Annotated in this window: 11 protein-coding genes; 6 read left to right on the top strand and 5 right to left on the bottom strand. The window is 71.3% G+C overall.

Going from position 1 to position 12,115, the window contains the following annotated elements; genetic code table 11:
• Window positions 1-50 precede the first annotated feature (50 nt).
• Both O7629_RS25530 and O7629_RS25525 read left to right on the top strand, forming a co-directional pair.
• On the top strand, window positions 51-947 hold the full coding sequence (locus O7629_RS25530; protein WP_278172324.1) for an ABC transporter ATP-binding protein: 897 nt from the start codon (window positions 51-53) through the stop codon (window positions 945-947).
• Between the two features lie 55 nt (window positions 948-1,002).
• Complete coding sequence (locus O7629_RS25525; protein WP_278172323.1) at window positions 1,003-1,722, top strand: hypothetical protein; 720 nt, start codon at window positions 1,003-1,005, stop codon at window positions 1,720-1,722.
• 40 nt (window positions 1,723-1,762) lie between these two features.
• Here the strand turns inward: O7629_RS25525 and O7629_RS25520 are convergent, their stop codons facing one another.
• Together O7629_RS25520 and tnpA are read right to left on the bottom strand one after the other, a co-directional pair.
• Window positions 1,763-3,529: a glycoside hydrolase family 3 N-terminal domain-containing protein gene (locus O7629_RS25520; protein ID WP_278172322.1), complete on the bottom strand. Its 1,767-nt coding sequence runs from the start codon at window positions 3,527-3,529 to the stop codon at window positions 1,763-1,765.
• Window positions 3,530-4,290: 761 nt separating this feature from the next.
• Window positions 4,291-4,707, bottom strand: coding sequence for an IS200/IS605 family transposase (tnpA, locus tag O7629_RS25515; RefSeq protein ID WP_278172321.1), 417 nt, complete (start codon window positions 4,705-4,707; stop codon window positions 4,291-4,293).
• Window positions 4,708-4,732: 25 nt separating this feature from the next.
• Here tnpA and O7629_RS25510 point away from each other — a divergent pair, with 25 nt between their 5' ends.
• Complete coding sequence (locus tag O7629_RS25510) at window positions 4,733-5,965, top strand: transposase (RefSeq protein ID WP_278172320.1); 1,233 nt, start codon at window positions 4,733-4,735, stop codon at window positions 5,963-5,965.
• A 152-nt stretch (window positions 5,966-6,117) separates the two neighbouring features.
• Window positions 6,118-6,702 (top strand): nucleotide disphospho-sugar-binding domain-containing protein, encoded by a 585-nt coding sequence (locus O7629_RS25505; protein WP_278172319.1) that lies wholly within the window; start codon window positions 6,118-6,120, stop codon window positions 6,700-6,702.
• On the opposite strand, the gene O7629_RS25500 is transcribed toward O7629_RS25505, so the two are convergent.
• The 3 genes from O7629_RS25500 to O7629_RS25490 all read right to left on the bottom strand — a co-directional run bounded on the left by O7629_RS25500 (window position 6,635) and on the right by O7629_RS25490 (window position 10,160).
• Entirely contained in the window at window positions 6,635-8,449 is a 1,815-nt protein-coding gene (locus O7629_RS25500) for a glycoside hydrolase family 15 protein (RefSeq protein WP_278172318.1), read from the bottom strand. The genes O7629_RS25505 and O7629_RS25500 overlap by 68 nt on opposite strands.
• A gap of 65 nt (window positions 8,450-8,514) precedes the next feature.
• The gene (locus O7629_RS25495; protein ID WP_278172316.1) at window positions 8,515-9,645 is read right to left on the bottom strand and encodes a hypothetical protein; all 1,131 of its coding nucleotides are present in this window, start codon (window positions 9,643-9,645) and stop codon (window positions 8,515-8,517) included.
• A 2-nt stretch (window positions 9,646-9,647) separates the two neighbouring features.
• Window positions 9,648-10,160: an RNA polymerase sigma factor gene (locus tag O7629_RS25490; protein ID WP_278172314.1), complete on the bottom strand. Its 513-nt coding sequence runs from the start codon at window positions 10,158-10,160 to the stop codon at window positions 9,648-9,650.
• 434 nt (window positions 10,161-10,594) lie between these two features.
• On the opposite strand from O7629_RS25490, the gene O7629_RS25485 reads away from it, so the two are divergent.
• Window positions 10,595-11,128: a peptidase inhibitor family I36 protein gene (locus O7629_RS25485; protein ID WP_278172312.1), complete on the top strand. Its 534-nt coding sequence runs from the start codon at window positions 10,595-10,597 to the stop codon at window positions 11,126-11,128.
• Window positions 11,129-11,325: 197 nt separating this feature from the next.
• Window positions 11,326-12,105, top strand: a complete 780-nt coding sequence (locus tag O7629_RS25480; protein ID WP_278172310.1) for a trypsin-like serine protease — start codon at window positions 11,326-11,328, stop codon at window positions 12,103-12,105.
• The last annotated feature ends 10 nt before the right edge of the window (window positions 12,106-12,115 follow it).

Below are 12,115 nucleotides of genomic sequence, written 5' to 3'. Positions count from 1 at the left end.
TGACGTGGTCGCACTGACCGGCGGGCGCGGTCAGCGCTGAAATTGACGGCATGTCCACCACACCAGTTATCGAGGTCGAACGCCTCAACGTCGCCTACGGAGACTTTCACGCCGTCAAGGACCTTTCCTTCCAGGTACGCCGGGGCGAGCTCTACGCCCTGCTCGGCACGAACGGGGCCGGGAAGACCTCGGCGCTGGAAACCATCGAAGGTCACCGGACGGCGACCTCGGGGGTGGTGCGGGTCTTCGGGCAGCGCCCCGATGACCGGGCAGCCGTACGGCCCAGGATGGGCATCATGCTCCAGGAGAGCGGATTCTCCCCGGACCTCACTGTGCGGGAGTCGGTCCGGCTGATCGGGAAACTCAGTCAGCGGGTCGACCACGTCGACCGGGTGCTCGACCTGGTCGACCTCACCGGCAAGGCCGGCACCCTGGTCGCCCAGCTCTCCGGCGGGGAGAAACGGCGGTTGGATTTCGCCACCGCCGTGTACGGGGCACCGGAGCTGATCTTCCTGGACGAGCCGACCACCGGGCTGGACATCCAGTCCCGCGACGGACTGTGGGACGTCATCGACAACCTGCGTGCGGACGGCTCGACCGTCGTGCTCACCACGCACTACCTGGAAGAGGCCCAGCAGCGCGCCGACCGGATCGGTCTGATGCACCAGGGCACCCTGCGCCGGGAGGGGACCGTCGCCGAACTGACCCGGTCCCTGCCGGCGGTGATCAGCTTCTCGCTGCCGGCGTCCGCGTCGGCCCCGACCCCGGCGCTACCGCTGCCGGCCGAGCCGGGCGACGGCGACGCGCTGCGCATCGAGACCCTCGACCTGCAGCGGGACCTGCACACCCTGCTGCGCTGGGCGCACGACCACGCCGTGGAGCTGCGTGGCCTCGAAGCCGGGCCGACCCGGCTCGACGACGTGTTCCGCGCCATCGGCACCGAATGAACCCGTACCGAACTCCCTCTCCGTACCGAATCCTTGAAGGACGGAACGTAACGCCATGCTCTCCATAGCCGTCAGTGAACTGACCCAGATCTTCCGCAACCGGCTCGTGCTGGTCACGAGTTTCGTCATGCCCGTGGCGGTCAGCGGGTTCTTCATCTACCAGCACGAAGCCTTTGCGACGCTGGGCAGCCTCGGGTACATCGCGGCGGTGGTGGTGTTCACCGTGGGCGCGTTCGGGCTGTACGCCACCACGGTGACCACGTTGGCCTCCCGCCGGCAGAACCTCTTCCTCAAACGGCTGCGCTCCACCACGGCGAGCGACCCGCAGATCCTCGCCGGACTGCTCACCCCGGCCACCGTCATCGCCCTGCTCCAGGTCACCGGGATCCTGACCGTGCTGGCCGTGGTCTCCGGCCAGCCGGCGAACGTTCCGCTGCTGGTGGCGGCCGTCGTCGCGACGACGACCATGTTGATCGGTCTGGGGCTGGCCACCGCCGGGCTGACGAACTCACCCGAGCACGCCCAGGTGACCACGCTGCCGGTCAGCCTCGGCGTCATCGCCGTGATGAGCTGGGTCGGTATCAGCGGCACCGAGGAACTCACCCTGCTCAAGCGGCTGCTCCCCGGCGGCGCGGCCACCGAACTGGTCGTCGACGCCTGGAACGGCGGCGTCGCCGTGACGGACTCACTGACCCTGCTGGCACCCACCCTCGGCTGGGTCGTCGTCGCCGTCGCGCTGGCAGCCCGGCTGTTCCGCTGGGAACCGCGCCGCTGAGGCATCCACCAGGGGATCCGCTGAGCCCATCTACCAGGGATCAGTACGTCAGCCCGTGGCCGTACGGGAACAGCGGGTCCGGGTCGTCGAACGGGGCGTCCGGCTGCCCGGCGAGCACGGCCCGCTGGCTGGCCGGCAGGTCGACCGGCAGCCGGCCGGTCGGTGCCGGCTCCCCGGCGAGTACGTCGACCAGCGCGGTGTCCTCGACGCCGAAACTGACCAGCAGGGTGCCGACCCGGTCGGCGAGCGGGGTGAGCACCGCCGGCCGGTCGAGGTAGACGTCCGCGACGGTCGGCACCACCGCAGCGACCGCCAGCACCCGGTCCAGCGTGCCCGGCGGGAACTCCAACGGTCCGGCGTGGAAGTACGCCTCCACCGGGCCGGTCCGCCGCTCGTACGGCGCGGCCAGCCGCAGCACCGCCACGTCCGCCTGGCGCGGATCCGACACCACCGGCCACCTGCCACCCAGCGCGGCCCGCAGCGGGCCTTCGGCGTACACCCGCAGGCCGGGGGCGAGCGGCAACCGGGCCGGGCTGTCCGACGGAGCCTGACGCAGCAGCGTCACACAGGCCCGTTGGGCGGCCAGCCCGGCGGCGCGGGCCGGCGGGCCACCGACCAGCTGCACGGCGTGCTCCGGGTCGACGTAGCGGTGCTCGAACAGGCCGAGCCGCAGCTTGTCGTGCAGGACGCGGCGGGCGGACTCGTCGATCCGGTCCTCGGTGACCTGGCCGCTGCGGACCAGGTCGACCACCAGGTCCGGGCGGGCCTCGCCGCCGAACTGGTCCACCCCGGCGTGCAGCGCGGTACGCAGCCGCTGCGCCGGTTCGAGATGTTCGACGCCCCAGGCGCGGGCCGGCCGGTCCTTGCCCCGGAAACAGGCGTCGGTCAGTACGCCCCAGTCGGCGCAGATCACCCCGGTGAAGCCGAGCTGCTGGCGCAGCAGCCCGGTCACCACCTCGTGGTTGAAGGCGAACGCCACCGGCGGCAGTTCGGTGCCGACCGGCAGCCCGTAGCCGAGCATCACCTGCGCGGCGCCGGCCCGCACGGCCGCCACGAACGGCGCCAGGTGGGCGGCGAGGCGGCCACCCGGGTAGGCCTGCTCGGCGCCGTACCGGAAATGGGGGTCCTCGCCGGTGCGGACCGGGCCGCCGCCCGGGAAATGCTTGACCAGCGCGGCGACGCTGTCCGGTCCGAGCGTCGGACCCTGCAAACCGGACAGGTACGCGACCGTCAGCCGGCTGACCAGCTCCGGGTCCTCGCCGAAGGTGCCCAGCACCCGTGGCCAGCGCGGGTCCGTGGCGACGTCGGCCTGCGGGTGCAGCGCGGCCCGGATGCCGACCGCCAGGTACTCCCGCCGGACGGTGTCGGCGTGCCGCCGGACCAGCTCCGGGTCGCCGGTCGCGGCCAGCCCCAGCGGTTCCGGCCAGACGGAGAAGGCACCGGCCAGCGCCGTCGTGTTGGGGTTGGCGGACCGGGCGTGCCGGGGATCGGTGGCGACCGTCACCGGTACGCCGAGTCGGGTCGACGCGGCCAGGTCCTGCAGCTGGTTGTGCCAGCGGGCAAGGTCGGCCGGTGCCGCGACGCCGACCAGGTTGACGTGGCTGATCCGGCGGTGCAGGACGATCTCCTCGGCGGCGAGCAGCCCGGCGTCCGGGTCGGCCGGTGCGAGGGTGCCACCCGGACCGATGCCGATCATCGGGTGGAACAGCAGGCCGGCCTTTTCCGCCAGGTTCATCCGGCCCAACAGGTCGTCCGCCTGCTGCTGCGATGGCCGTGGCTGGGTGACGGTCGGCTGCTGGGTGGTCACTGGGCCGACGGTAACGGGGTGCGCGCCGCCGGGTAGGCGGTTCTGCCGGTATCCGGGTGGTTTGTCGGGTCGGCCGGCGGGAAAGGTGCGGGATGCCGCGACGACGGGTGCTCGTATTCAGCATCCCCAACGAGGGACACCTCAACATCCTGAAACGGCTGATCCGCCGGCACCGGGCCGAGGACAGCTTCCGCCTGGTGCTCGTCGACCGGCAGACCACCGTGCCCCGGTTGGGTGACCTGGCCGGGTCGACCGTCGCGTTGCCGGGCTGCCGCGAGTTCCGCAACACCCCGGCGGACCGGGTGTTCGACCGGGCGTACCGGTTGTTCGGCGAATGCCTGGCGGTGGCCCGCGCCTACCGCCCCGACCTGGTGCTGTACGACTTCTGCGCGATCGAGGGCGCACTGGTCGCCCGCCGGCTGGGCGTGCCGGCGTGGTGCTCGGTGCCGGGACTGGTCGGACCGATGACGGACGCCGGATATCTGCGGCACTGCCTGACGGCACCGCCGAACACGGCGGCACTGGACGCTCTGGACCGGCGGTACGGCGTCAGGCTCGACCCGGTCACGGTGGAACTCGTCTCGAACTGTCTGCACCTGCCGGCCGAGCAGAACATCCTCTGGTCGTACCGTGCGGTCACGCCGCCCGACTTCCGCGCCAACCGCGCGACGGTCGGCTACCGGAATGCGGGCCGGTGCTCCGGCCTTCAGGCCGGGGGTGAAGGCCCGCGCTGGGAGGGCCGCCCGGGTCCGGGCAGTGCTCTAAGCTGGCCGGTTTTCCTGCTCGATGTACTGCTTCACGATGCTTGGTGGCGCGCCGCCGACGGAGCCGGCGAAGTACGAGCCCGACCAGAGCTTGTTGGCCCGGTAGTAGTGGCGTGCGAGGTCGGGGAACTCCTGCCGCGGGCGGCGCGACGAGGCGCCCCTGAGCGAGTTGACCAGGCGGGCCACGGCGACTTTGGGTGGGTGGTCGACCAGCAGGTGGACATGGTTGTAGCCGCCGTTGAACTCGACCAGTTCGGCCTCGAAGTCCGTGCATACGTCCCGCATGATCTGTTCCATGCGGGTCAGGTGCCGGTCGGCGAACACCGTGTGCCGGAACTTCGTCACGAAAACCAAATGAACATGCATCGCGAAGACGCAGTGCCTGCCGGTACGGATACCCTCAAATTCTGCCATAGACCAACATGATATCGTGTGGTTCGTGCAGCTCCGGTACCAGTTCCGGGTCTACCCGACACCCGGCCAGCAGATCGCGCTGGCCCGGGCGTTCGGATGCGCCCGGGTGGTGTTCAACGACGGGCTGCGCCTCCGGCAGGAGGCCTACGAGCAGGGTCTGCCGTACGTGTCGGACGCCGAGCTGTCGAAGCGGGTCATCACGCGGGCCAAGGCGACTCCGGAGCGGGCGTGGCTGGGTGAGGTGTCGGCGGTGGTGTTGCAGCAGGCCCTCGCGGACCTGAACGCCGCGTACCGCAACTTCTTCCACTCCGTGTCGGGCAGGCGTAAAGGCCGCCAGGTCGCGCCGCCGAGGTTCCGGTCCCGTAAGGACAACCGGCAGGCCATCCGCTTCACCCGCAATTCCCGGTTCACGGTCCTGGACAACGGCCGCCTGCGGCTGCCGAAGATCGGCGATCTCACGGTGCGCTGGTCCCGGACACTGCCGTCGGACCCGTCGTCCGTGACGGTCATCCGGGACGCCGCCGGAAGGTACTTCGCCTCGTTCGTCGTGCGGACCAGCGAGGACGAGCCGCTGCCCGAGGTGGACGCCGAGGTGGGGATCGATCTGGGGCTGACGCACTTCGCCGTCATGTCCGACGGCACGAAGGTCGCCGCACCCAGGTTCCTGCGCCGCGCGGCCCGCAAGCTCAAACGGCTGCAACAGGCCCTGTCCCGCAAACAGCGGGGCAGCAACCGCCGTGGGAAGGCCGTCGTGAAGGTCGCCAGGGCACACGCCCGGGTGGCCGACACCCGGCGGGACTGGCAGCACAAGCTGTCCACGACGATCATCCGTGACAATCAAGCGGTGTACGTCGAGGACCTGTGTGTCGTCGGTCTCGGCCGGACCCGGCTGGCGAAGTCCGTCCACGACGCCGGATGGTCGTCGTTCGTCGCCATGCTGGAGTACAAGGCGGCGAGATACGGACGCACGTTCGCCCGGGTGGACCGGTGGCTCCCGTCCACCCGGATGTGCTCGGACTGCGGCCGGATCAACCAGCGGATGGCGCTGGACGTCCGGTCGTGGGTCTGTCCGTGTGGCAGTCACCACGACCGGGACGTCAACGCCGCGATCAACATCAAGGCCGCCGGGCAGGCGGACTTCAACGACCGTGGAGCGCGGGTAGGACCGGGACCCGTCCCGGCACCGCGCGGTGAAACGGTAACCCACCAGAACACTGCGCGTGTCACGCGCGGCGTGGCTGGAATCGCCGCCGATTAGGACGGCGAGGATGTCAACGCTTCGCCGGGTACCTCTCCGACGGCTGGCCGTCCCGGAACCGGCCGGCCAGCCAGGACGGCCGGGGCGCAGACCGGCAGCGCCGGGGCACCGGCCCGGCCCGGTCGGTCGTCTACCTGTCCTTCGGCACCGAGGTGCTGGACAACCTCTGGTACGCCGAGCCGGAGCTGGTCGGCGCGCTGCGCCGGTGCGTCGCCGGCCTGGCCCGGCACTGGTCCTCGGCCGACCTGACGGTGGTCTTCCCGACCCGGGGCCGCCGGATCCTGGACCGGTACCCGGCGAACTGGGTGATCCGGCACGCCGTCGACCAGCAGCGGGTGCTCAGCCGGGCAGACGTGTTCGTCACCCACGGCGGCAGCAACAGCTTCCACGAGGCGATCCTCGCCGGGGTGCCGATGGTCGTCGTGCCGTTCTTCGGCGATCAGCCGCTGGTCGCCCGGCAGGCGGCCCGACTCGGCATCGGGATCAACCTCGACGCGGGTGCCCGCACCGGGCGGGACGCCGCGTACCGGCTGCTGGACATCGGCTGCGCCGACCGGATCGCCGCGGCGGTGCGGCGGATCCGCGACGACCAGCGGTACCGGGAGAGCCTCGCCGGCCTGGACCTGAGGGCGGTGGCCGCGTTGCCGCCGACGGACGACGACCGCCCGGTCACCCGCCGGGTGGGCCCGGTGGTCGCGACGCCTCCCCGGTCTGGGTCAGCGTCCACGCCGCGTTGATCAGGCCGATGTGCGACAGCCCCTGCGGGAAGTTGCCGATCAGGCCGCCGTCGCGGCGGTCCACCTCCTCGGCGAGCAGACCGAGATCGTTCGCACACGCGGTGGCCACCTCGAAGACCTGGCGGGCCCGGTCGTGCCGGCCGGCCAGCGCGAGGGCCTCGGCCAGCCAGTAGGAGCAGATCAGGAAGGCTCCTTCGTCCTCGCCGCCGGTCCATCGCTGGACCAGGCCGTGGTGGGTCAGGTCCGCCTCGATGGCGTCGATCGTGGCGACCACCCTGTGGTCGGTGCCGGGCAGGAAACCCATGATCGGCATGATCAGGACGCCGGCGTCGAGATGGTCGGAGCCGAACGCACCGGTGAACGCCTGGCGCCGGTCGCTCCACCCCTGGTCGAGGATCGCCGCGCGGATCTGTTCCCGGGTCCGCTGCCAACGGTCGACGTCACGCTCGGCGTGCAGCGCCGGCGCCAGCCCGATGGCCCGGTCCAGCGCCACCCAGCACATCAGCTTCGAGGTGAGGTAGTGGCGTTCGCCCTCCCGACCCTCCCAGATCCCGGAATCCGGCTGGGACCAGGTGCGGCAGGCTCGTTCGGCAAGGCCACGAAGCAGGTGTACGGTGCCCGCCGCCAGGTCGCCGAGCCGGTCGCGCAGGATCCAGGCACCGTGCATCACCTCGCCGAGTACGTCGAGCTGCCGCTGCCGCCAGGCGTCGTTGCCGACCCGGACCGGCGTCGAGGCCCGGTAGCCACGTAGGTGCTCCAGATCGTGCTCGGTCAGGTCCCGCTCGCCGCCGACCCCGAACATGATCGGTACTGGCTGGTCGGACGGTAACTCGCCGACCGAGTCGGCGATCCAGTCGAAGAACCGGTGCGCCTCGTCGGGGCAGGCGGCCACCCACAGCGCCTGCATGGTGAACGCCCCGTCGCGCAGCCAGGCGTACCGGTAGTCCCAGTTCGCGCCGCCGCCGACCTCCTCGGGCAGCGAAGTGGTCGGCGCGGCCACCACCGCACCGGTCGGCTGATAGGTCAGCGCCTGCAGCACCAGCGCGCTGCGCCGTACCTGCTCCTGGTAGAGCCCCTGGTAGCTGTGGTGCTCGTCGGCCCAGGACCGCCAGCCGGCGACCGTGTCGTCGACGCCGCACCGCCGGTCGTCGGCCGGTGGTGCGGTGTCGTCGGCGCGCAGGTGCCGCAGCGCGAACCGTACGGTCTGCCCGGCGGTGCGGGTGAGCCGGCCGCCGATCCGGTCCACCCCGGCGGACAACTCGGCCGGCAGCGGGTCGCCGGTCAGGATCAGCCGGTCACTGCCGCCGACCAGCTCGATCCGCCCGTCGTCGCCGGTCACCACCGGGACGACCCGGCCGTACTCGGGCCGTACCACCAGGTCGACATCGACCTCCACCGTGCCGGAGAGGACGTCGACCCGGCGCAGCAGCACATGTGGCGAGGCACCGCCGATGTGGTGGCCGCGTTCGCCGTGGCCGAGGGCCAGCGCGTCGGTGAGCCGCAGCTCGCCGTTGGTGGTCCGGAAGTCGGTCTGCAGCACCATGGTGTCCGCCAGGTAGCGGCGGGCGGTGCGGTGCCCGTCGACCGGGGTGATGGACCAGTGTCCGGCGTCGGGGTCGAGCAGCCGGGCGAAGACGCTCGGCGCGTCGAACCGGGCCGGGCACCACCAGTCGACGGAGCCGTCTGCGGACAGCAACGCCGCTCCCTGGCAGTCACTGAGGAGCCCGTAGCTGGCGATGTCGGGCATCGTCACCGGGTACCCGCCCGCCGCAGGTTCATGCCGGCCGTCCTGGGCGGGTACCCGGTGACGGTTCAGTCGGCCGGTTCGGCGCCGAGTCGATCGACCCGGCCGGAGCGCAGGAACACCAGGTAGCGGGTGACCGTGCCGGCCGCCGCGCGGTCGTCGGCGGGTAGGGCCACCCGCTCGTAGCTGAGCAGCCGACCGGTAGCGGGGTCGATCACGGCGGTGTCCCGCACCGGTCGGCCGTCCATCTCGCCGGTCGCGCTGACCGCGACCCCGGACCGGCCGACGCGGTCCAGCACCGGACCGTGGGTGACCAGCTCCGCGTCGGCGAGGACAGCCAGAGCGGCGGCCCGCTGGGCCGGGGACAGGTCGTGGAACCGGTAGAGGCCGACCACCGCCCGGAGCGCGGCCTGCGGGCCTTCGTGCATCGGCTGCTCCTCGGCGAGCTGGCCGGCCAGCACCGTCCGGTCGGCGGCGGGAGCGGGTACGGCGACACCGAGCGCGCCGGGCGGGTACTCGACCACCTCGGCGGGCCGGTCCGGTTCCGCCGGGTCGACCCGGGTCTCCTGCCCGGACCGGTCGGCGGCCCACCACAGTCGCCGGTCGTATGCTCCGCCGTCCTGCCCGGTGGCGGGATCGTCGCGCCACCAGGCCCGCAGGTGGACGTAGGTGTAGCGGTCGGTGGTGGCCGGCTGGTCTGGCACCGGTTGATCCAGCGCTGGTTGGTCGAGTGCTGGTTGGTCGAGTGAGTGGACGTGCCGGGCGATCGCCGCCAGCTGGTGGCGGGCCGGGGCGGTGCCCGGGCCGGCGGTCAGCGGCAGCGGCTGTTCCGGGTCGGCGAGGACCGGGTCGGTGGTGTCCGACCCGGCCGGGTCCGGTCCGGCCGGCCCAGACACGGCCGGGTCCGGTCCGGCCGTCCCGGGCACGCTGTACGGGCGGACGGCCTCGATCCCGACGATCAGCAGCACCACCAGCACGACGGCGGGGACCAGGACCCGCCACAGCTGCGGCCGCCACAGCCGCCACCGCCAGCGGGTCGATTCCTGCGCCGACCGGCGCTGATGCGCAACGGCTATCAGGTTCGTGACGTCGATCTCGGGTGGCGGCGGAATCCGTCCCTGTCTGGGCAGCAGCGCCCGGACGGCCAGCTGCACCAGCTCGTCGCGGCGGAACCCGTCCTCGGCCGGCTCCTGATCCATGGTCAGTCCTTCCCACGTCTGGCCGGGATGCGCCAGGTACGCCGGGTACGCCGGCCCTGCACCTCGTCCCGTAGCTTGTGCAACGCGCGGCGGGTCCGGCGCAGCGATCGCCGTACCGCTGCCGGGCTCATCCGCAACATGGCGGCGATGTCGGCCGTGCTGACGCCGTAGCTGGTCAGCAGCAGGCACTCCCGGTCCTTGACGCTGAGCCGCCGACCGAGCCGGGCCACGTCCTGCCGCAGGATCCCGGCGCCCAGGTCACCGTCGTTGCTGACCACCAGGGTCAGCGAGGTGGTACGCCGGGTCTGCTGGCTGCGACGGTCCTTGCCCAGGCGTCTCTCGGCCAGTCGTCGGGCCACCCGGTAGAGCCACGCCCTCGGATGCCGGATCTGGTGACCGTCCGCACGGTGCAGCCATGCCCTGACGAATGTCTCCTGCAGAAGATCTTCGGCGACTCCGGTGTCCTCGAGGCGCTGAAACAATATCGTCCACAGCAGCGCATGATGCTGACTCACCTGTTCCCCGAGCCAGGCATCGAGCTCTGCCGCATCTTCTGCATCCACAATGCTCCTCGGTGCTCGTTACGGTGACGTCGTCGCAATCGGAGCTGCCGGGTCCGGCATCCGTCTTATAAGAGGCGTCAGCGTGCCAGATCGTGCCCGATGATTTTTGTTGATCATGGTCAATTGTTCCAGGATGTGGAACATGAGAAAGTCGCGCTTTGCGTGGTGGCAGTTGCTGGCCGGAAGTTGCAGCTCACTCCGGGTCGGAGGGACGTGACTGCTGTTCATTTATTTACCGACGCGGATATGGCGATCTCGTTGGTCGATTGGCTATCGTCGGCGGTGTCGTGTCGAGAAGTTTCTGACTGAGCACTGAGGGTGACGGTGGCGTGGCCGGTACGCCCAACCCACTTCTGGACCGCCACTCGGACCAACTGGAGCCCGCCATGACGCAACGCATTCGGACCCGCCTGCTAAGCCGGCGGCTGGCGCCCGCTCTACTGGCCGTCGCCGTGCTGGCCACCGGACTGCAGTCCGGCGTCGCCGCCGCCGGGCCCACCAATGTCCAGTCACGGGTGGACGCCTACCTGGCAGCCCACCCCGGCGGCACCCAGATCAACCAGACCGACATCGCCTACTCCGGCGGGGTGTTCATCGTCAGCGTTGCCCGCCCCGCCGAAGCCAGGCCGCTCGCCGGACCGGACTGCCCCGGCGGCTGGTTCTGCTTCTACGACGGCACCAACTACACCTATCCGCGGGGCCGGCTCAGCGACTGCGGATGGCAGGACCTCGGCCGCTGGGGGTGGCGCAACCGGACCGAGTCCGTGCACTACAACCTCAACTACGGCAGCACCACCTTCCTCGACGAGACCGGCCCGACCGACACCAAACTCTTCGTGGTCGACACGGCCCGCCGGACCATGCCCGACGTCTCACCGCACCGCAACCGGGCCGACTACGTCTACCGCGCGTGCACCTGACGACACCATTCCGTCAGGACCGGACAGTGAATCGGTATCGCCGTCGCGGCGTGCCGGACAGATGTAGGGAAATGTCCATGTCCGATGGTCAGGGGCCGACCTAGCGTCGAGACGTCCAACGTCCGCTGCCCGCCGGCTCCGGTACCGCCCAGCCTGCGACCCGGTCGTCCGGTGCGGCCATCCGACAAGGAACCACTGTGTCCCGTACCCTCGCCTCCCGCCTGGCCACGGCGGCCCTCGCGCTGGCCGTGACGGCCGGCCTCGGCCTCGTCACCGCCGGGCCGGCCGGTGCCGTCGCCAACGGCACGATCGTCCCCGACGGCAAGTACCGGTTCTCGGTGAAGTTGACGATGACCGGAATCCCGACGGCCGACGGTGGCCGCCGTAACAGCGCCTGCTCCGGAGCCCTGATCCACCCGCAGTGGGTGGTCACCGCCGGGCACTGCTTCCGGACCTTCGACGGCGTACGGGTCGACCGCCCGGTCGCCGACCTGACCACCGCGACCGTCGGCCGGGCGGACCTCACCGGCGACGGCGGCCAGGTCGCCACCGTGATCGCGGTACGCCAGTCGCCCACCAACGACCTGGCGCTGGCAAAGCTGGACCAGCCGGTCCGCGGCATCAAGCCGATCGCCCTGGCCCACCGGCCGCCGCGGGTCGGCGCCATCGTCCGGCTCACCGGATACGGTGCCGACAACTCGGTCGACCCGGTGCCGTCGACCGTGCTGCGCACCGGGCTGTTCGCCGTCACCGAGGTCGCCGACTCGACCATCGGCGTGACCGGCCGGTACCCGCACCCGGACACCAGCGCCTGCCCGTACGACTCCGGTGCCCCGTACTTCGTCGAGCGGGGTCGCCACGGCCCGGCGCTGGTGTCGGTGGAGAGCTTCGGCCCGGGCTGTCCGCACTCCGACGTCGAGACGACCTCGCGGGTCGACAACATCACCGACTGGATTCGCCAGGCGATCCGGAGCTGACCACCGGGCC

The sequence above is a fragment of the Solwaraspora sp. WMMD792 genome (genome assembly GCF_029626105.1).
Lineage (GTDB): Bacteria > Actinomycetota > Actinomycetes > Mycobacteriales > Micromonosporaceae > Micromonospora_E.
The sequence above is the reverse complement of the archived record's forward strand: the minus strand, read 5'-3'. Positions and strand labels throughout refer to the sequence as shown.

What these genes read in the sequence shown, in the direction of transcription:
- O7629_RS25530 (WP_278172324.1), top strand. Translation starts at nt 51, where the DNA reads ATGTCCACCACACCAGTTATCGAGGTCGAACGCCTCAACGTCGCCTAC.
- O7629_RS25525 (WP_278172323.1), top strand. Translation starts at nt 1,003, where the DNA reads ATGCTCTCCATAGCCGTCAGTGAACTGACCCAGATCTTCCGCAACCGG.
- tnpA (WP_278172321.1), bottom strand. Translation starts at nt 4,707, where the DNA reads ATGGCAGAATTTGAGGGTATCCGTACCGGCAGGCACTGCGTCTTCGCG.
- O7629_RS25500 (WP_278172318.1), bottom strand. Translation starts at nt 8,449, where the DNA reads ATGCCCGACATCGCCAGCTACGGGCTCCTCAGTGACTGCCAGGGAGCG.
- O7629_RS25495 (WP_278172316.1), bottom strand. Translation starts at nt 9,645, where the DNA reads ATGGATCAGGAGCCGGCCGAGGACGGGTTCCGCCGCGACGAGCTGGTG.
- O7629_RS25485 (WP_278172312.1), top strand. Translation starts at nt 10,595, where the DNA reads ATGACGCAACGCATTCGGACCCGCCTGCTAAGCCGGCGGCTGGCGCCC.